The organism is Mesorhizobium sp. Cs1299R1N1, from assembly GCF_037179655.1.
In the GTDB taxonomy this organism is placed as follows: Bacteria; Pseudomonadota; Alphaproteobacteria; order Rhizobiales; family Rhizobiaceae; genus Mesorhizobium; species Mesorhizobium salmacidum.
This window is the reverse complement of the sequence record NZ_JAPYKR010000033.1, coordinates 1-20284: the sequence shown is the minus strand read 5'-3', so window position 1 is coordinate 20284 and position 20284 is coordinate 1. Positions and strand designations below refer to the sequence as shown.

Genomic DNA, 20284 nt, shown 5'->3' with positions numbered 1-20284 from the left:
ACGTGGAAAAGGCTGCGTGAGGCCAAAAAGGCCCCGGGTCAGCACATCGCCTGAGCGACAGCTTCACCATACATCAGCCAGGGCGCCTGCGCGCGAGCCAAGTCTGCGGCCTTCCGCGTATGGATACGATGCATCGCATGGCGCAATTCGATGACCGCGTGACGCTCTTCGTTGGACAGAATAGGTCTGGTAGATGTGCTCATACGGTGATCTCGGCGCTAACGGTTCACCCTATCTTTAGCCGACTGGCGAGCCGCGAGACCGCATGATTGCGGGCGGTTACGCGGAATTTGGGCGCCAATCGCCTGATCCATCATTGCACTGGATCATGAGCCAATCTGGATCGGACGTGGCATCGACGTGGCCGTGTGCCAATGCGACAAGCTATTTGCAGCCAAATAACGTGATCGGCTACCCCGACCACGTGCAATCAGCCGAACGCCACCCAATGGAGTTCATCGCCCAAGAGCTTGAGCGCAAGGCCTTGGGGGGCGCGTCCTCGGGGTCGAAATGGACAATTCCTACTTCACCGCACGCCGCTTCGAGAAGCTACATGCCCACATGCCTCATTGCCCCGTTGCACCTTCAGGGATGCCTCGGATCTGGGGAACTAGGTTCGCATCATCAAGTCCGAGGCCGAGATCGAGCTGATAAGACAGGCGAGGGTGATCGCTGATCGCGCCATGAGGGCGGGAATCGAGACTATTTCACCATGACGTGCTCCCCGTTTGTCCGCGTCTATAAGTTAGCCCGTCTCCTCGTTTGACGTGCTCCCCGTCTTTGGATCGCCCCGGGCCGGAACTTCCGGGGTTTTGATCCGATACCATACTTTGGACCGCCGGAAGGTGGAGTTTTCCGGCTGTTTTCACGATGGCGGGCTGGCGGAGCCATCGAGATTGATCAACGAGATCGGAACCTTGTGCCCGATTGCGCCATGTGGACGCACCTCGTTGTAGTATCTGCGCCAATCCTCCAACTTTTCGGCCGCGTCGGCAAGCGTCAGGAACCAATGGGCGTTCAAACATTCCGCCCTGAAGCGGCCGTTGAAGGCTTCGATGTAAGCGTTGTCCGTTGGCTTTCCCGGTCGCGAGAAGTCGAGCGTGACGCCCCTGGTGTAGGCCCACAGATCGAGGTCGCGGGAGACGAACTCCGAGCCTTGATCTACCCGGATAGTCTTCGGATAGCCGATCTTGGGGCAAACCTTTTCCAGTGTCCTGACCACATCCTCGGCTCGGTAACTGAAGCGCGGGTCGAGCACCGGCACGTAGCGTGAGAACGTATCGACGACCGTCAGGACCCGGATCTTCTTGCCCGTCGCGAGCTGGTCGTGAACGAAGTCCATTGCCCACACGTCGTTGGGTTCGACGGCTGGCTGGCGATCGTCTCGCAGCTTCGCCTTCACCCGGCGCTTCGGCGTCTTGTTGCGGATTTGCAGGCCCAACTCCTTGTAGAGGCGATAGATTCGCCTGCTGTTCACGGGCCATCCCTCCCGGCGCAGTAATGCATGGACGCGCCGGTAGCCGTAGCGCACCCGCGTCGCCGCGATCTCCTTGATCCTGGCTTTCAAGGCAGCCTGGTCGCCGCGCTTCGACTTGTAGTGATAGAGCGACGTGTCGATCAGGAACGTCGCGCATGCCCGGCGGATCGACACCTTCCAGTCCGCCCGAACCTCATCCACAAGCCGCCGGCGGCGAACAGGCTTCAGAGCTTTTTTGACGAGACATCCTGCAGCATGGCCTTATCGAGCGTCAGGTCGGCGACTATCTTCTTCAGCCGATTGTTCTCGTCCTCGAGCTGGCGCATGCGCTTGACCTCCGACGGCGTCAGCCCGCCATAGCGCTTCTTCCAATTATAGAATGTCGCGTCCGAGATGGCTGCCTTGCGGCACACCTCCGCAACCGGCGTTCCTTCATCCGCCTGGCGCAAAATAAACGCGATCTGCGCCTCGGAAAACTTTGACCTCTTCACGGAACTCTCCTTCTCCCGTCTTCGGGATCATAATTGGAAAATTCCAGCTCAGAACTGTCCGAAAAGCGGGTAGGCTTGGCGACACCATTTGGTGCGCATGATGTAACAATGCCAAGCTAGTCGGCGTTGTCGGTCTTCTGTGTCCCGGCATTCGTCAAGCGGTTTTCGTTAGCGGACGCCCTAGTGTTTCGGGCGTTTGCTGTTGAGCGTTTCGACCGATATCACCCGCCCCGTGGTCGCCGACGTGATCGCGGCCTCCATGAGAGCGAGACTGCCAATATTGTCACGTCCCAGGCTTGCGAACGGTGCGACGTCGCCATTCTCGACCGCTCGCGCAAACGTCGCCAAGCTTTCTCTTCGTCCGAACGATCCAATCTTCGGAAGGCCGATCGGCACTGCGGGGTGGCCGCCTTTTCGGATCCTGACTTGATCGCCATCCAATGTCACATCGCGGTCACCGCGGCAGGTCCAGATGATCTCGCCCTCGGCGCATTCCATATGCCATTCGCCACCATACGGCGTCTCCGCTCCAACGCTAAGCCAATTGCCGCGATAGGTGACGACGGTGCCTTGATCGAAAGTGATCGTCGCAGCCGCTGCGGGCGGCTCTCTGAACGGACTCCCTTCCGGCTGCCAGGCGGTACAATATACCTCCCGGGGTTCCTGCGCGAGCACCATACGCATCAGGTCAAAGTGGTGGATGCCAAGATCCTCAAGAAGGGGCTGTCGGAAGTTGTAAAAAGATGCATCTGCCGGCGTACAGTTCAGGAATCGCCGGAATTCGATATGGACTGCGCCTAGCGGTCCGAGCACCTGCTCTCTGACAAGCTGGGCAGCGCTGACAGCTGCAGGAAAGAAGCGGAAGTTCTGGCTCACCATAAGCGTTAGGCGGCAACGGTCGGCCAAATCGACGAGACGCACCGCCTCGACGGTCGTAGACACAAAGGGCTTCTCTACCAGTACGTGCTTGCCGGCCTCCAGAGCAAGTTCAATGAGAGAAGCATGCGCCCGAACGTCCGCCGTAATCAAAACAGCGTCGGTATTAATATTCGACAGTGCCGCTTCAAGGGTTGGGAAACACTGGTTCGGGCGAGCTCCCAACCGCAGCTCCATTCGCTTCAACGTGTCGGGGTTCTGATCGACCCAACCTATCGCCTCGACTTCGGGCACCTGAGGTACGACCGTTTCAGCCCAGTCTGCACCCCATTGACCAAGCCCAACCTGAATTATCCTAATTGGCATGAGGCATCTCCAAAACGTCACTCAACTGGATCGTGCGACGACCTTTTTCGTTCATCAAAAGTGCAACCAACATGCCTCCGGCTCGCGAGAACTTTCGAGCAACCCGCCCAAGGCGTGCGTCTCGTTCTAAAGCTCAGAAATTGCGATCGCCAGGAGCATGATGGGCACTGAACTCAGGCTGCGGCCGAATGACAGGGCACCTGCTTTCCTGCCGACTTCATCCGGCCGCCGGAAGAGCTTGGCACAGGAGCCATGTCATCTAAAGCAAAGTTATGTAAAATAGCCTCTCAATCGAAACCCGCCAACGATCAGCCGCTCTCACTCGTTTCGATCCGCATCGCATGGGAGAAGCCATCACCGAGCAGCTCCGTAACGAGGTGAAGGCCAAGGTCGCCGCGTGCAAGGGGCAGCATGCTTTGTAGAGCGGCCTCCGCAAATTCGGACGCTGGCATAGGTGGATTCCTTCCGACGCGGCGAGGGTTCTCGCGGAGAATCAGTAGCAGACATGACGAAGAGAGCATCGTCATCGGCGCTGGACTGACAACTATAATGGCGCAAGCACATCAGCGCCCAGGATCGCGCTCGCCGGCAAGGGTCGCGCGTATGATAAACATGCCGGTCGCGCCGGTAATGTCGGCGACCACTGCAGATTTATCGGTCCCAGTAGGAACAGTGGTTACCCATCGCCCCGGCCACCGGCACTACCGCATCCAATGTGGCCGGCCGCATTTCCAGCATGTAACGAAGTAGCGCCAGTCATGTGTCAGAGAGAACTTTTTTACATCATGACGAGAAATTTTTCTCAAATTCAGCAATAATCAGCTCTGCAACCCGATCAGAACGGTCGATACCAGAAGTGACCATAGAATTGTAAAGACCATTAGCGTACCCAATATTCACCTCAACTATATAAGGATAAGCCATGTCTATGCCAATGAAATTTACCCCATGCTTAACTAGCTTTCGGCCGATCGCCTCGGCGAGCTTAACCTCGCCAGAATGCAGATCGATTGACTTAGGCGTCCCACCCTGCACTATATTAGATCTATGATCGTCCTGGTTTCCCTCTCTACCATACCATGCAACCACCTCTCCACACGTAACGACCACCCTCTTTTCGCCTTGCTCGACTTCAGGAATAAATTTCTGAAGAATAGCGTAATCGGTGATTTCCGGCTTGTCATTAAAGATTAAGCTTTTCATGTCAGCGTTGCCAGTAATGCACTGAAGTATTACCCGAACATTTCGGCCACCCGGTGTAAGCAGGAAGACATTTTGACCGCATGCAGCATTTGCTGGCTTGGCTACCCACAATTTATCCGAGGCGTGCCGATAGTGATCCCACAGAAACGAGAAGTCACTCGATGTATATGAAAAAGCTCTGTTCTCTTTTGGTACGATGTAGCCAAGTGCATGCTTTGTGTTTAGAAATGTCATGCCTTCAATGCTGTTAACAAAGGCTGTTCGCCTTGAAGCCAGCCACAGCATTTGCCATATGTCGCGCGCCGCGTAGTCCTGTGGTGGGTTCATGACCCAAATCAGCTGACATTCATCAAGAAAGTATACTTCTCGATTTCCCGGTGCCGCAGAGCCGGGTTCGCTCGGCTCCCCGCTTGCGGACAACAGCACTCCTCGTGTGAAGCAGCGATAGTCCTCTGCTGCAATAGCATTGACTTCGCCAAAAACGACTTCCCAGCCAACACGCCGGAACGCGTTGCAAATAAGTGCTTCAGAATCGTCTAGGTAATCGAGGCGGCTCATGAGCAAGAGCAATCTCATTAAGGTCTCCTAACCAAAAACATCGCTGTGCCCAATGTGCAGCAAGATGCGTGCCAATATGCAAGCCCAAGTGCCGTACCGGGATTGCCCTGATCTCTGAAAGTGCGACATGGCCACTTTGTCCAAAAGCACACGTTTTATGGCCAGAAACGACCACGCTCCAGCGGGCGCGGGGGCGGGCTTGAGAGGGAGGTGGCCATCAGCAGGGCTGCTTCCTCCCCGTCAGCTTGCATCGGCGACTGCGCGCGGCAACATCGATAAAATGTGCTGGCTCGCTGGCGCTTCCACCGGCGTTTTCCAGCCCAGGGGCTTTTCTCGGCGGAGCGTTGACTGATCATGATCTGCGGCGAGACAAAGCTCTTGCCTCGCCGCTCTGAGGACCCGCAAACGCGCCCCGTTCGCAAGCAGGCGACAGTTCGCGGTGTAGCGCTCCCCGGACCTGACCGAAGAGGGCTTTATAGATGGCTTCGTGGCTGACGCGCATCGTCTTGTCGTCCGGGAAGTCGATCAGCAAGCGTCGGGCAATCTGCTCCGGGCTCCAAGCCTGGCCCATCGCTGATCCTTTCGCGGGCCATGCCGGCGGCCCATCCATGGAACGGCGGAACCAAGAAAGGCAGCGCCACTCGGGGTCATGACGACGCCGGCCAGTCGCTGCTCCTCATAAGTGCGCAAGGTTGTGTTGAGAGCAAGCTTGGCCGGTTTGGGCCGACGGGCCGATCGTTCGGCGTGCCATTGGGCTGTCGATGCACTCCAGGCCGCCGCTGCGCGTCGCGGCATCGTAGCTCACGGGAGATGGTCGAGGCGGATCGACCAAGACGGCGTCTGATCTCGCGTCTAGAAAGTCCCCTGCGCGATCCCCAACCAGAATCGCTGGAGTTCAGATCGCCCGCTACTGGCGGCCGTCCCGGTGTCGGCCAACAGTGCTCCTCCAGAGCGGGGTGATCGTCGCTGTCGAACGTCGTGATATCCAGGCGAGCATGAGCCGGTCGGAAATCCATATGACGACGCCAAGGGCGGAGAGCTTCATGAAGACCCTGAAGCAGGAAGAGGTGCAAGTCTCGCCTATAAGGATGTAGATGATGCCCGCAGGCGCATCGGTGTTTTGATCGATACCGTTTCCAACACGCAGCGCCTCCATTCGGCGCTCGATTATCTCACGCCCGAGGAATACGAACAGAAGCATTCATGCGGACGACAGATGGAAAATGTAGTTAGTCTTACATGAACGACCACACTCAGAGATGTCACCAGCATGTGCATCATCTAAATTGGCAATGACACACACGAAGACGTCGCAGCCATCTCTCGTTTATTGAAATTAAAAATTTACAATTTTTCACATCTTGTTAGCTATCTTCACGATACTTCTATTGAAATATTACTGGTTCCGTGTAAATTTTCCTCGGTGTTTGCTTGGTTATTCTAAAATTCCCAAGCTCTCATCTCGACTTTGGTATAGCCGATCCGATGCGGGCGTTTGCGCTCGTCGATGCAATCAACTGTCTGGAGGAAATACGATGGCGAAAGTAGCGATCGTGACAGGATCCGCGACGGGCATGGGCGCGACTTGCGCCATTGACCTAGCCGCGCGCGGTTGGAACATCACCATCAACTACACTAGAAGCAAGAAGGAAGCCGAGGAGACTTACACAACAGTGAAAGCGTACGGCGTCGAAGCCATTCTTGTGCAGGCCGACGTAGGGAGAGATATAGATTGTCGTCAGCTGGTCAGCGAGACTCTAAGCAAATGGGGGCGCATCGATGGTCTCATCAACAACGCGGGCACTACAAAGTTCCAGAAGGCCGGCGATCTTGATGACATCACGCCCGAGGATTTTGACCGTATCTTTCGCGTGAATACCACAGGCGCTTTCATGATGAGCCGGGCGGTGTTTCCGGCCATGAGAAAACAATGGGAGGAATGCAACGAACGAAGTGCGATTGTAAATGTGTCCTCCAATACGACACTTAACGGACATGGCAGCTCAATACCGTACGTACTGTCTAAAGGCGCCCTAAATACCCTCACCTTGACGCTTGCACGCTGGCTGAGCCCCGCCGTTCGCGTAAATGCCATTTCTCCCGGCTTTATCCAAACGCGTTGGATCCTTAACGGCGTCGGTGAAGTCGAATACCGAAAGATGAAGGAAGAAGAGGAACAGCGGACGCCTCTGCACCAAGCAGGCACACCGGAACAGATGTCCGAGGCTGCGCTGTTCCTCCTGACGGAAGCGTCCAACATCACCGGTCAGATCATTGTCGCCGATGCGGGTAGCCATCTTGGGCTACTGCCGAACGGCTAACCCGCTTCTCTCACCGAGGCTGTTGAAGAAGGATCACGTTTGGCCTTGAGGATAGCCTCGTCGCCGTTGGGATAGTCGAAGGTGATGTCGATCGAGCCGTCATCGAGCAATTCTGCGGAGCCGTCGCCGGTGACTTCGTCCATCTCATCGAAGTCGGCCCATGTGAAGAAGACCATTTTGAGGGCCCGCACCCGAGATCGAGGCCGGCTCGCAGGGCACCAAATGCGATCTCACCGTGGTTGTCGGCCCCAATGGTGATCGTGGCGGGTCCGCCGAGGTCGAGATAGCCGCGATCCCACAGGTCAGCTTCGATGATCCGCCAGCGGCCGATCAGTTGACAGCCTGCGTGTTTCGGTAAATCCCGGACACCCTTGGAGTGATGCACCCCCAGATTGAGACAAGGAAAGTCGCGGACAGTTTCCCGCGTTAAGCTATGCCGCCTTTTCCATCCGTCGCCCACCTGAATGCTTCTGTTCGTATTCCGCCGGGGTGAGATAGTCGAGCGCCGAATGGAGGCGCTGCGTGTTGTAAACGGTTTCGATGAAAGCGCCTGGGATCAAACATTTAGCCGTTCTTGGGATAGGGACGGCAGCGCGTGAAGACGATGTTGACGGCGTCGCGGGAGTCCTTCAGCGTCTCGTTCATGAATCCAGACCGAGAAGTGCGATGGGCAGGTTGCTTGCGCAATTCTGTGAGCAGCGTGCTCAACAGCGTCTGTACGCGAACAGCACATTCCGTCCAGCCGGTCGCGATGTCGGTGAGCACGACGGTTTGGATAAAGCCCCCCGCGTAGGCGTCAGTACCGGAACGATAACCTTTGCATCTTCCCGATTCTGCATCCCGCCCGCGTCCCTCGCGAATTCGGGCAGCCCTACGTCCTTTAGCGACGCGAAACGAAGGGCAAGGGCTGGACTTCGCCGCCAGACGCGTGGCTGGTCGACCGCTCTATCGAAAGCGACATGAGGAAGAGCCTCACCGGCCTGCAACAGGTGCTCGTCGAGTTTCCTGCCAGCCACCGTTAGCCGATAATTTAGCCGAAGGTAATCTGTCAAGGTTGGGGTGCGGAATGTCTTCGGTCCACAGAGCGGGGTTCTGAAGATTTCGCTGCAGCGTCCAATTGCGCGCGTCGGCGCGGCTCTGAACCCGCCGGCTTTCACGCATGCAGCGCAATGTTGGCTTCGGGGATCAAATCCGATCTTGACCACGATCGGACCGCTCCTTGGCCGCAGAGTGACGGGCAATTCGGGTGGATGAAGTCGGCGGCCCCTTGATCCGATTCTTCCCAAAGCTCGATGGGCAGCAGCTTTTCCGCCGCCGCAACCAGTAACAGCGCCACTGCAGCACCTTCGAATGCCCGGTTCTGCGCGACAGCACCCCAGATCCGGCTGCCGGCTGCCATGCCGCCATGTGTCAAAGCATAATAGATCGACAGCGTGCGACCCTCGACCCATCCAGGGCTTGCCAACTACACACACACGTCGGTTCCCGTCCAGGTGACAACCCAGCCTGCGCCACCGACGGCAAGCGCGATCGCCGCCACAGCAACCGATGATGTGAGAGCCACCAAAAGGCAACATACTGCGCCGGCAACAGATGCGAGCGTGACCAATTTCTGTTGCGAGGTGATGCGTCTCAAGTAGCCATCGCTCAGTCCGACGACGAGGGCGCCTGCGCCGAAGCCAGCCAGCAGCACGCCGTAAACGAGTGGACCACCCGCCAACTGATCACGCACAAGGAGCGGGGCAGAGCGAGAATCGAGATGCTCGACAACCCAAACAAGGTTGCCGGCACGATCGCGAACCGAATCTCCGAGGAAATCGCTGTGAAGCGCATCCCATCGCGGATGGACGTATCATCCGTTCCCGCGGAAGCGGCGACGAGCGGACGTGCCATTGGAACGCAGGACGACGCTCCATGGGACGAGATCGCTCAGCGCCGCCAAGACGAAAGCGGTCAGAGGTCCCAGAAGCGCCAAAATTACGCCGCCCAGCGCCGGTCCTATGCTTCGAACAACGTTGTAACCTACTACATGAGCGTCACGGCAGCGGGTATCTCCCGCTTTTCCAGAATGTCGCCAACGGAGGCGAGCCAGGCTGGATCATTCAAGGCAAAACCGCAGCCGGCCAGGAAACTAAGACCCAGGATCAACCAGGGACTGACAAAGCCCAGCGCCACATAGAGAGCCAGCGTGGTTGATGCCAGCGCGATCAGGCAGTGTCCGGCAGCATCACCCCCCCCCGCGACGGCTGAGACTGTCGGCAATGGCCCGGCAAGGATCGACAGAAAGAAGGCGGGCAGCGTCGAGCAGCCTGCACCAGGACCATCAGATCGGAGGCTGGAATGGTGGCCATGAGGTAAGGCAGCTGATCGCCACGCTTTGGATGAGCCAGCCGAGACTGGAAATCTGCGTGGCAGTCCATACTGAACGAAAGACCGGTTCTGGAGAGAGAGCAGTGTATTCGCCGCAAAGGGCTAGGAATTTTCGGGGCACATGACGTTCTAAACGTCCCTCACCTGCTGACAGCCGACCTTTGGCGCAGCTGCGTAACAACTAAGTTCCGTTATTGCGCTCTCGATACAAAAGACGTCACACCGCCATCCCGAGTCTTGGCGCCAGTTGGGTGTAAGCTGGTCGGGGTCGCAGAGCCCGATGGCTGCGGTCAATTTGCACCCGCGCTCTCAGCTTTGGGCTGGTGCTACCGCGCCGATTGCCGGCTTGTCAAATGGCTACCGGCTTAGGGTCCTACCAGTTAGCTCCGCCGCCACTATGCGATTGGCGGCGGCCGATATCGATGTGAAGCGGCAAGCGCTCGAACAGGTCTTTCTTGACGTAATGTCGTCTGCACAAGATCAGACGATCGTCGCTCATGATGGCGGGACGTTAGCTGGTCACGGCCTATAGACGCTTAGTCCGGTGAAAATGACTAGCCGATCGTCAAGAGGCGCACCCTGAGACTATGACCCATGAGCCGCGAAGTCACGGCAGCATAAAACCGCCCGATGTGATGAGGAGACGTACCCGACTCCCCATATTCGCACGTGCGTCTCAAAAAACCAGTTGACATTCACGACAATATGTCGACAGTTTTCCCAGCATCGCAGTTTGAAGAGGTGAAGCGGCTATCGAGACGCGTTCCCGCTTCGAGCTGGCGGCCAAAATGCCCGGGTGGCATTAGCGGCGGGTTCGCTCCCCGCCAGCTTTTGAAGTTTAGGAGGAGACAGTTTATGAACGACAGAAATATTGTGCAGGCGTTTGAGCCGTCGGAGTATCGCGCTCGTCTTGATAAAGTGCGTGCCAGAATGTCCAGTGCCGGGATGGACGCGCTGATGGTCATCTCGCAGTCCAATCAGTGCTATCTCCTAGGGTATGAGTCGTTTTCCGGTGACGAGCCGCAAGCTGTACTCGTAACGTTAGAGGATCAGCCGTATTTCATCCTGCGCAAGATGGACGCAGACACTGCGGCCGAAGCCGGATGCTGGCTTCCAGAGGACCGGGTTATCGGCTATGCCGAAAGCTATGTCGCCGGCACCGGCGGGGAGAGTGCTTGGGAATTCATCGGCAAGTGCGTCAAGAGCAAGGTAAAGGCATCTGCACGTATCGGCGTTGAAGTGTCTGGGCTGGGCATCTTTGACTACCCCAAGCTCGTTGCCGCATTGGGAGGTCAGGAGCCGATTGATGGTGGTGACCTGGTGGCGGCCTGCCGAGTGGTCAAGTCCGAGCGCGAGCTATTGTACATGACCCAGGCGGCGGCGATCGCCGACCGGGCGATACTCGCGGGCATCGACAAGGTCGCCGCCGGCGTCCGGCATTGCGACGTAGCCGCTGCGATCATGTCGGCGCTCTGCGCTGGCACAGAGACCATTCCCGGCGGGCCGCCGCCGTCGCCACCGTATATTCATGGTGGCAAGCTCTCCCTTGCGCCACATCAGCCTTTTATGGACGACATCTTCGTCGCTGGTGAGCAGTATTATGTCGGTCCGATTGCCGCCAGCCGACACCGGTATGTAGCACCAGTGACGAGGACCGTGCATCTCGGCCTCGTCCCGTCGCACCGAAAGAACCAGCATGAAGGGGTGCTAGCGGGGCACCAGGCTGCCGTCGAGGCCCTCCGCCCCGGCGCGACCTGCGCCGATGTCGCTCGCGCCTTCCAGGCAGCTATCCGGCCGCATGGCCTCACAAAGGACTCGCGTCTGGGCTACTCTGTTGGGCTCGACTGGACCGACGGCCCGAGCCTCGGGGCCAACAACGACACCGAGATCCAGGCCAACATGACCTTCCTCGTCCACCTTGGCTTTTACGAGCCCGGCGAACAGTACTTTTTGAGCGACACCGTCCGCGTCACCGAACGTGGTCCGGAATTGCTGAGCAAGGTTCCGCGCATCCTTTTCGAGCGTCCCGCATGAAGTAACGACTGGAGTCGCGACAACTCTGTATCTAGTTGGCTCGTTTAGCTCGCGACTGCAAGCGGGTCTTGAAGGCTACCACGATGATCTGACACAGACTAAGAACCCAATAGGATACCTACACTATGACGATTGATTCGATACCGAACCCGGACTTGGTCGTGTCGCCGATCGATAACAGTGTGCACTGGAATCAGGCGAATACCCGTCGGCAAAGTTTCCAGAATCTGCATACGATCGGCCGATACGTGACCTCACTGCGTTCATCGCGCGTGCTTTCATTCAGGAAAGATATTGACTGGACTATTAGGGAGCGACCGGACGTCGTCCGATTCCTCTCTGTGCCGCATTTCTCTGCTTTCGTTGTCGCCCGCGAAGATCGCCTCCTCTTCGAGGCCTATGCTTCGGACTTCGGACCGGACAGGCGGCAAACCCTCCAATCGATCACAAAGACGCTCGTCAATATCATGCTTGGCCGCTGCGTCGCAGACGGTGTTCTTGAGCTTGACCGAAAGGTCAAGGACTACCTGCCCGAGATCGGGAGTGGCTATGCAGAGGCGACCGTCAGGGCGGTGGCTGATATGAATGTCGCCAACAATTACAGTGATGACAAAGACTATTTGCCTCTGGAGGTCGCGACCGGTTTGCGTTCACCGGGCGATGGGAGTGAGGCGACGATCCGCTCCTTCATCTCTGGCATCACCGGAGATGATCTGGCTAACCCGACAGAGCACCTGATCTACAATTCGGCGAGCCCCGAAGTGCTCGGCTGGATCGTCGAGCGTGTGAGCAAGCGGCCGGTTCGCGACTGGCTCATCGAGATCGTCGAGGGGGCAGGCCTCGAGGGCTCCTTCCATATCCTCTGCGACCGCGAGGGTGTACCGTCGCTCGGTGGACTCGCCTCGCTCTCGGCCCGTGATCTTGCGCGGTACGGCCTGCTCTTCGCCCGCAGGGGCGAGGGTGTTGACGGCCGGCGTGTCGCCGATGCGGCCTTCATCGAAGATACACGCCTCAATCCAGGACCTTCCTGGCCAAAGCCACGCGACGGGATGTACTATAGCCGGATGACGACAACCAACGGCGCCTGGCTCGGCCACGGCGGCTACGGGGGGCAGTATCTGCTCGCGAACCCCGACACTGGCATCGCCGTTGTCTACTTGGGCGTGCACGAAAACCAAAGCGGTGACGACGCCGAGATTTACCCACCCCTAATCAACATGATGGCCGAACTCGCAGGAACTCAATCGCTGTCAATCGGACCTGGGTCCTCTTTCAACGGAACGTAACGTTTTGTCGGCGCCGACCGTGAAGGTATGTGTAAGACATCGACCGCCGCACTCGTCTCATTGAGAGGAGCCCTTGATCTCGGCGGCGGTAGCAGAGTGGTGAAGACACCACGTATGATGATGCCCGCCGGGGGTGGCCTGGCAGGCTGATGAAAAGTCTCGGAGATACGGGGTCGACTTTGGTCCGTGACCAAACTGCTTTTTCAACAGCCTAGAATTCGACGAGCCGGAAAGGGCATCGTCGCGTCAGGAAAGGACGTGTGGGATGAGTGTTTCTAAGATCGCCGCGGCAAACCTGCTGATCACGCATGACAAGAAGCGCAATTTGGCCAAGATGCTGGAGATGGTTGAGGAGGCTGCGGCTGCGGGCGTGCGCCTTCTCGTCCTGCCTGAAATGGCGCTGCAAGGTTACGCAGATTCCGCTTACCAGTACGGCGACGCCAACATGACGCGCTTGAAGCGATACTTCGTGCGGGAGGCGGAGCCGATTCCCGGGCCTTCTACTGAAATCCTCGCTGAAGCCGCTAGGCGACATGGGATGTTCATCCAGTTCGGACTGGCCGAGCGCGGACTCCATGGCAACGTGCTCTTCAATGCGGCTGCGCTGGTCGGTCCGACCGGCCTACTTGGAAACTACCGCAAGATACACAATCTCTTTGAGTATCCGTATTTCGCCCCTGGCGAGGACTACTCGACGATCGATACCCATCTGTGCAGGGTCGGCACCATCATCTGTCACGATCTATGGTTTCCTGAACTTTTGCGCAGTTACGCGCTGCAGGGTGCGGATATGATCCTGATGTCTACGGCATGGCCGATGACCGGGCGTGACCGCGGTAACGACCAACTGGGATCGGCCATGGACCTCCTGGCCCGGAGCAATGCTGTCTGCAACCATTCCTGGCTCATCATCTCCAACCATTGCGGGAAGCGCGACGCTTTCGACTATTACGGCGGCAGCCAAATCGTCGATCCGTTCGGCAAGGTGGTCGCATATTTGGCCGACGACGAGGGTCTCGTCATCCATGAGGCGGATATAAAGGGTGAGGTCGAGCGCGCGAGAACGGATAATGCGCCGGGAGTGAGCAGTAGCCTGATCGGGGAGAGGCGGCCGGAACACTACGGGCTGCTGGCGGATATCTCGTATCGCCACATAGGCAAGGTGGCTCCAGTGCTCCCTATAGGGCGAGCGGACCATAAGACGGCGGAACAGCCCCTCCCCATGCGGATGCGCTCGGGGAAATAATCTGCAGAAAATAGAAGCCAATGTCCCCCAGCGCTCCTTCATCTTTCTGGGCCGTAATCTGCGGCTCAAATGGCAGAGCGTGAGGCGAGGACAAACCACCTCTAATCTACTACCGCAGCAGCTGATAAACCTGAATTGGGAGGAAACTATGGAAGGTCTTATCAATAACATTAACCGACGCACTCTTCTTAAGGGAGGAGCCGCCCTAGGCGGTGGTATCGTGGCCGGCGGGATGCCGCTCTCGCAGGTCATCTGGGCGGCGGAAGGAAAAGTACTCAAGGTCGCCATTGAGGCGAATTTTGTATCGCTGGATCCTGGCTTTTACACCACGAGTTACGAGGTTGACGTAATAAATTGCCTCTATTCAAAGCTGACACATTTCAAGCCGGGGTCTGAATGGCGCTGGGATCTGGACGCCACGGAGAAACTCGACCAGGTCGATCCCACCCATATTCGGTTTCGTCTGAAGAAAGGCATCAAATTCACCGGTGGTTATGGTGAGATGACTGCCAAAGACGTCAAGTTCTCATTTGAGCGCATCGTCAAGCACAACTATTGGACTACGGGGGAGCTAGGTCCCTTGGATCATGTCGAGATCGAGGATGATCATACAGGCGTTATCGTGTACAAGACGCCCTTTGTGCCGGCTTGGTACGTCAGTTTCCCCTATGCCACCGGTCATATCGTTTCCGAGCAAGCGGTGATGAAGGCCACCAAGGACGGCGGCAATTTCGGCATGAACCCGCCAGCGTTCTCTGGACCCTATGTGCTCGCGGAGTGGAAACAAAATCAATACACGCTATTGACCCGTAATCCTGACTGGTCTGGTCCGAAGCCGGGATTTGATGAGATTCGCATCATACCGATTATTGACATCAAGACGGCGGAACGGGCCTATCAGGCCGGCGATATTGATTTCGCCACGATCGGTCCCGATTCACTGGCAACGTTCAAGAGCAATCCGCCGCCGGATACGAAGGTTGAGGCGCACCCCTCCCTTCACTACCTCTGGCTTGGGATGAACATGGATAACCCGCAGCTGAAGGACATCAATGTCCGCAAGGCAATTCAATGGGCCATCAATGTGCCCCAGGTCGTCGATACCGCCTACGGTGGGCAGGCCAACGTGGCAACTGGGACAATACCGCCAGGTATAATTGGACATCGCGAAAAGGCGCTTATTCCACCGGAAGGTGACCTCGCCAAAGCCAAGGAATTCTTGGACAAGGCCGGGGTCAGAGACCTGCAGCTAACCCTCGATTGCGACAACATTGGCATTGCCTCGATAATGGCCCAGACGATTCAGGCGCAGCTGTCGCAGATCGGCATTACAGTCCAGGTCAATGCGCAGGACCCCGCTTCCTTCTGGACCATCGGCCAGGAGTCTGCAGGCGATCGATGGAAGAATCTGCAGCTCTTTATCAGAAATGACAACGGCCTGCCGGATCCTTTTTACTTCATGGGGTCCACGTCGGACCAAGTGGGTATTTGGAATTGGGAGCGCTTCCGCAGTGACCGCTATGACGAGCTCAACGCCAAGGCAAAGGGTGTCGAGGATCCAAACGAGCGGGCAAAGCTCTATTACGAGATGCAGGACCTCGTGGAGGAGTCGGGCGCCTACCGTTTCCTGACACATGGTGTTACTCCTGTCGTATATCGCACGACTAAGATACAGGCTGCGACCCGTCCGGATGGCATCCCGTTGTACGTCGACTTCAAGCCTACTTCGGCCTAACCGGCCCCATCGGACTGCGGTATGCTACTTTATCTTTGCAAGAGGTTGGTCCTCGCGGTCACGATCATCGCGACCGCGGTGACGCTTCTGTTCCTGATGATCCATTCGGTGCCGGGCGATCCAGCGGCTATTCTGCTCGGCCCGCGCGCCACACCCGAAATGAGAATGCAGTTGCACCAGCAGATGGGGCTCGACAAACCGCTTCTCGTACAGATAGGCAGGTTCTTCGGAGGACTTATTCACGGTGATCTCGGGTATGACGTGTTCAGCCAGAGACCTGTCGCCGAAATGGTGTTTGCGCAATTGCCCTACACGATCGAGCTGATCCTTGTCTCGATCTTTTGGGCCGTCGCCATCGCTGTGCCGCTGGGGTGCTACTCTGCGATGCGGCGCAATTCCCTGCTCGATCAGGCGGTTGGGGTGGTCGCGGTCGCCACCATCGCCATCCCCTCCTTTGTCGTAGCAGTGTACACCTTGCTGATCTTCGCCGTTGCCCTCCGCTGGCTCCCAGCGATTGGACCCGGCGAGGGCTTTTTGGATGGGCTTGTCCATCTGGTCTTGCCGAGCTTTGCAATGGGCATCGGTTGGGTGGGCTACATCTCTCGACTGGTGCGCGCGTCGATGCTTGAAATTCTAGGAGAGAACCATATCCGCATGGCTCGCTCTTTCGGGATTTCGGAATGGCGCATCGTTCTTCGTTACGCTCTTCCGATTGCGATCTTGCCAACGATAACCATCTTGGGCGTAGGGATCGCATGGCTGCTGTCAGGGGCAGTTTTTGTCGAGGTGGTGTTCGCGAGACCGGGGATAGGCACGCTGATCGTGCAGGCAGTAAACGCCCGCAACTATCCAATCGTGATGGGCGTCGTCGTGGTCACCACCTTCCTTATCGTCATTTCAACAACAGCCTCGGATCTGGTCAATGCAAGCCTTGATCCGCGGGCTCGGGAAACGCTCTGATGACGACGAGCATGGAGACAACTGGTACAAAAACGTCCCCAAGGGACAACGCAGGTGCCCTTGGAGGCTTCCTGCGGCAACTGCTTCAGAACCGTCTGGGCACGCTTGGCGCGGTGCTTGTCCTGGTCATGGTGGCAAGCGCAATCTTTGCCCCGCTCATCGTCACACATGACCCTATCAGCATAATGGTCGGGCCTCGTCTGGCAGGACCTTCGGCAGATTTTCTTCTTGGCACGGATCAACTAGGCCGCGACACCTATTCGCGGACCATCATAGGCGGTCGCATCCCGCTTCTCGTCGCATTTGCATCACTCGGCAGTTCGCTGGTCGTTGGCCTCGTGCTTGGGCTGATAGCAGGGTTCGGGCCACGCTGGCTCGACAATCTTCTGCTACTATTCTTCGACACCATCCGCTCGTTTCCCAGTATCATATTTGCTTTGGCCATCATCGCCCTTTTGGGGCCTAGCATGTCGAGCGTAATCCTGGTCATCGCAATAACATCCATGCCGATCTATGCGCGCGTCGTGCGCACCCAAACACAAGCGCTGCGCAACAGCGATTACATCGATGCAGAGCGAAGCATGGGCGCCGGTACGACGCGCATCCTTGCGGTCCACATGTTGCCAAACGTGGTAGGTCCGCTTCTTATCCTAGTGAGCATGGATGTGCCGGCTGTGATTGCCTTTGAAGCAGGTCTGGGCTTTCTGGGCATGGGTGTGCGCCCTCCGACTCCGGACTGGGGAGCGATTCTGAACGATGGCTACAGCTATATCAATCAAACGCCATGGCTCGTCATTGCCGGGGGTCTTCCAATCGTAGTCGCCACCTTGGGCTTCACATTCCTTGGCGAAGCATTGCGTGATATATTCGATCCCAAGCTGCGGAAAGACTTATGAGACGGGACGATCCGAGGCCGCGTGTATCCGCCCGTCCGCTTCTCGAGGTTCGGAACCTCAGCCTCGACTTCAGCTCACCAGGCGGACGTGTTCATGCCCTGCGCAACGTTTCGCTCGACGTGCCGGCTGGACAGGTAGTCGGGATCGTCGGGGAAAGCGGATCCGGCAAATCCACACTGGCCTATACGGTGATGGGGCTGCTTCCAGAAAACGCTCAGGTTACTGCCGGCAGCATTGTCTTTGAAGGGCGCGACCAGCTCACACTGACTGCCCAGGCGCGACGTAGTCTGAAGGGCGATCGGCTCTCCATGATCTTCCAGGATCCAATGACTGCGCTCAATCCGGTGCGGACCATCGAAGGACAAATGATTGATATCCAGCATCACGAACAAGGAAGCCGCAGCGCCAAATGCTCTCGCGCGGTTGACATGCTCAAGCGCGTCGGAATTCCCGATCCGCAAAACCGTATCGGCAATTATCCGCATCAGTTCTCTGGTGGCATGCGCCAGCGCATCTGCATTGCCATGGCGCTTCTTGTGAAGCCGTCGCTCCTTATCGCCGACGAGCCTACCACCGCCCTTGATGCGACGTTGGAAGTCCAGATCATTCACCTGCTCAAGGATCTACAACAGGAGATCGGTTGCTCCATCCTCTTCGTTTCCCATCATCTCGGTGTCGTGGCCGAACTGTGTGACCACGTTGCCGTAATGTATGCGGGCGAGGTGGTTGAGCAGGGCGCCGTGCGCGACATCTTCCATAATCCGGGTCACCCTTACACACGTGCCCTCCTTGAATGCGATCCCGGACGGATCAAACAACGGACGCGCAATCTGCCCACCATTCCGGGAGAGGTTCCCAGTCTGCTCGGAAGCAAAAAAGGCTGTATCTTCCGCCCGCGATGTCCTCACGCCTTCGATCGCTGCGTGCATGAAACGCCTGGCGAATACCGTGTCGCTGCTGGACAGGTCGCGCGATGCCACCTGCTGGATCGAGCTGGGATGGTTGCGGCATGAATGCTTTGCTGAATGTCCAGGACCTGCGCGTCCGCTTCCGAACCATGGGCTCACTGAAGGCGCTCACCACGGGCACGGCAGATCCTTTCATTGACGCTGTGTGCGGCGTCTCCTTTGAAATCCGCAAGGGCGAGACGCTTGCGCTCGTCGGCGAAAGCGGATCTGGAAAATCCACCATCGCGCGCACGATCATGGGCCTCCAGCCGGCTTTTAGCGGCCGCATTCGTTTCGACGGGCAGGAACTTATCGGCCTCAAAGCTGCTGATCGAAAGCCCTACCTGCGCCGCATGGCCATGATGTTCCAGGATCCCGTCGGCTCGCTCTCGCCCCGGCTGACGGTGCAGTCGCTCCTCACCGAGCCATTCCGCATCCATGGCGTGAGCACTCGCGATCGCGCTGCCGAAGCAGAGCGCCTGTTGCGCATGGTCGGCCTGCCGGCCGACTTTCAGCGCCGTTATCCCCACCAGCTCTCCGGTGGGCAGGCCAGGCGCGTCGGCGTTGCGCGTGCCCTTGCACTCAACCCTGACCTGATCATCGCCGACGAGCCAACAGCTGGGCTCGATGTGTCGGTCCAGGGCGAGGTGCTCAATCTGCTTGCCCGCCTCCAGGATGAACTCGGTATCGCGATCCTGATCATCACCCACAACCTCAATGTGGTACGCCATATGGCCAATCATATGGCGATCATGTATCTCGGCCGCATTGTCGAGATCGGCTCAACCGAGGGCATTTTCGACTGTCCGAGTCACCCATATACGCAAGCCTTGCTGTCGGCCAACCCGGTGCCCGATCCGGATGCCGTTCTCAACCGCATCGAGATCAAAGGTGAGGTCCCGAGCATGCTGAGACGGCCCTCCGGCTGCGAGTTCCACACCCGATGCCGTTACGCGCAGCAGGACATCTGCAGCCGGGTTTTCCCCGAGCTTGCAGCCAACTCGGATGATACAGCGCATCGCTTCAGATGCCACTTCCCGCTCACCTGCGAAACCCAGGTAGCATTAGAGCAGCGGCCGGGTTCGCAGATTTCCGACAGGATCAACGCTGGCCTGGAGCGGGGAGCCCAGAAAAAAGCTCTGATTCGACGGCGGTCGCGGAGCGAAAAAGGAGGTTCTACGTCGACCACGTGATCTTGATGGCGGCGTTCGGAGCGCCGGTCGTGGCGCCAAACGGGGCCCAATACGAACTATCGGTCTGATGTCAGGCAATCCAGCGTGAACTCGTTTCATAACGCCTCCTCCCAAGGCGTACCGGCCCGGCAGTGAGCTCCGTCTCCTGCCGGGCCCTTGGTAGCAAATACCGACCATCGGCAAGAGCCGCGTTTGCATTGTAACCGCTGTTCTCAGGCCACGGCCTTGAGTGGCGCGGGGGCATAGGCCCAGGGCAGCAGGTCGTCGAGCTGGCTTTGCGGATGGCCTGCGACGATGCGGGTGATGACGTCGGCGAGGTAGGCGT

16 protein-coding genes and 3 pseudogenes are annotated in these 20284 nt (G+C 57.8%); 9 read left to right on the top strand and 10 right to left on the bottom strand.

What is annotated here, in order from left to right:
• Window positions 1–865 precede the first annotated feature (865 nt).
• The 4 genes and pseudogenes from O7A70_RS32280 to O7A70_RS34385 form a co-directional block, all read right to left on the bottom strand.
• Window positions 866–1968, bottom strand: a protein-coding gene (locus tag O7A70_RS32280; RefSeq protein ID WP_442921245.1) for an IS3 family transposase whose coding sequence is annotated in 2 segments (ribosomal slippage) — window positions 866–1707 and window positions 1707–1968 — 1104 coding nt in all. Because the reading frame shifts where the segments join, the coding sequence is not laid out codon by codon here.
• 180 nt (window positions 1969–2148) lie between these two features.
• The gene (locus O7A70_RS32275) at window positions 2149–3210 is read right to left on the bottom strand and encodes a Gfo/Idh/MocA family protein (protein ID WP_337143961.1); all 1062 of its coding nucleotides are present in this window, start codon (window positions 3208–3210) and stop codon (window positions 2149–2151) included.
• A gap of 783 nt (window positions 3211–3993) precedes the next feature.
• Window positions 3994–4989: a RimK family alpha-L-glutamate ligase gene (locus O7A70_RS32270; RefSeq protein WP_337143959.1), complete on the bottom strand. Its 996-nt coding sequence runs from the start codon at window positions 4987–4989 to the stop codon at window positions 3994–3996.
• Between the two features lie 281 nt (window positions 4990–5270).
• Window positions 5271–5837, bottom strand: a pseudogene (locus O7A70_RS34385) (IS30 family transposase); the annotation flags it as partial.
• Between the two features lie 669 nt (window positions 5838–6506).
• Between O7A70_RS34385 and O7A70_RS32260 the strand changes: the two are divergent.
• Window positions 6507–7292, top strand: coding sequence for an SDR family NAD(P)-dependent oxidoreductase (locus tag O7A70_RS32260; RefSeq protein ID WP_337143957.1), 786 nt, complete (start codon window positions 6507–6509; stop codon window positions 7290–7292).
• Here the strand turns inward: O7A70_RS32260 and O7A70_RS32255 are convergent.
• From O7A70_RS32255 to O7A70_RS34370, 5 genes and pseudogenes are all read right to left on the bottom strand, one after another.
• Entirely contained in the window at window positions 7289–7468 is a 180-nt protein-coding gene (locus tag O7A70_RS32255; protein ID WP_337143956.1) for a hypothetical protein, read from the bottom strand. The two genes, O7A70_RS32260 and O7A70_RS32255, sit on opposite strands and share 4 nt — an antisense overlap.
• A gap of 394 nt (window positions 7469–7862) precedes the next feature.
• Window positions 7863–8078, bottom strand: a pseudogene (locus O7A70_RS32250) (ISNCY family transposase); the annotation flags it as partial.
• 186 nt (window positions 8079–8264) lie between these two features.
• Window positions 8265–8453 carry a hypothetical protein gene (locus O7A70_RS34380; RefSeq protein ID WP_442921244.1) on the bottom strand — a complete coding sequence of 63 codons (189 nt, stop codon included), beginning with the start codon at window positions 8451–8453 and terminating at the stop codon, window positions 8265–8267.
• Window positions 8446–8985, bottom strand: a pseudogene (locus O7A70_RS34375) (MFS transporter). The gene O7A70_RS34380 and the pseudogene O7A70_RS34375 overlap by 8 nt, the downstream one beginning before the upstream one ends.
• Window positions 8986–9317: 332 nt before the next feature.
• Window positions 9318–9554: an MFS transporter gene (locus O7A70_RS34370; RefSeq protein WP_442921243.1), complete on the bottom strand. Its 237-nt coding sequence runs from the start codon at window positions 9552–9554 to the stop codon at window positions 9318–9320.
• Window positions 9555–10517: 963 nt separating this feature from the next.
• On the opposite strand from O7A70_RS34370, the gene O7A70_RS32240 reads away from it, so the two are divergent.
• The 8 genes from O7A70_RS32240 (at window position 10518) to O7A70_RS32205 (ending at window position 19959) form a co-directional block, all read left to right on the top strand.
• Window positions 10518–11696 carry a M24 family metallopeptidase gene (locus O7A70_RS32240; protein WP_337143954.1) on the top strand — a complete coding sequence of 393 codons (1179 nt, stop codon included), beginning with the start codon at window positions 10518–10520 and terminating at the stop codon, window positions 11694–11696.
• Between the two features lie 125 nt (window positions 11697–11821).
• A complete protein-coding gene (locus O7A70_RS32235; RefSeq protein WP_337143953.1) occupies window positions 11822–12982 on the top strand; it encodes a serine hydrolase domain-containing protein in 1161 nt (386 codons plus the stop codon).
• Between the two features lie 265 nt (window positions 12983–13247).
• Window positions 13248–14228, top strand: a complete 981-nt coding sequence (locus O7A70_RS32230; protein ID WP_337143952.1) for a carbon-nitrogen hydrolase family protein — start codon at window positions 13248–13250, stop codon at window positions 14226–14228.
• 148 nt (window positions 14229–14376) lie between these two features.
• Complete coding sequence (locus O7A70_RS32225) at window positions 14377–15963, top strand: ABC transporter substrate-binding protein (protein ID WP_337143951.1); 1587 nt, start codon at window positions 14377–14379, stop codon at window positions 15961–15963.
• Between the two features lie 21 nt (window positions 15964–15984).
• Window positions 15985–16923 carry an ABC transporter permease gene (locus O7A70_RS32220; protein WP_337143950.1) on the top strand — a complete coding sequence of 313 codons (939 nt, stop codon included), beginning with the start codon at window positions 15985–15987 and terminating at the stop codon, window positions 16921–16923.
• The gene (locus tag O7A70_RS32215) at window positions 16923–17819 is read left to right on the top strand and encodes an ABC transporter permease (RefSeq protein ID WP_337143949.1); all 897 of its coding nucleotides are present in this window, start codon (window positions 16923–16925) and stop codon (window positions 17817–17819) included. Before O7A70_RS32220 ends, O7A70_RS32215 begins: the two co-directional genes overlap by 1 nt.
• The gene (locus O7A70_RS32210) at window positions 17816–18832 is read left to right on the top strand and encodes an ABC transporter ATP-binding protein (RefSeq protein WP_337143948.1); all 1017 of its coding nucleotides are present in this window, start codon (window positions 17816–17818) and stop codon (window positions 18830–18832) included. The genes O7A70_RS32215 and O7A70_RS32210 overlap by 4 nt, the downstream gene beginning before the upstream one ends.
• Window positions 18829–19959, top strand: coding sequence for an ABC transporter ATP-binding protein (locus O7A70_RS32205; protein ID WP_337143946.1), 1131 nt, complete (start codon window positions 18829–18831; stop codon window positions 19957–19959). The genes O7A70_RS32210 and O7A70_RS32205 overlap by 4 nt, the downstream gene beginning before the upstream one ends.
• A gap of 212 nt (window positions 19960–20171) precedes the next feature.
• Here O7A70_RS32205 and O7A70_RS32200 read toward each other — a convergent pair.
• A partial coding sequence (locus O7A70_RS32200; protein ID WP_337143964.1) for a transposase domain-containing protein occupies window positions 20172–20284 on the bottom strand: 113 nt, incomplete at its 5' end.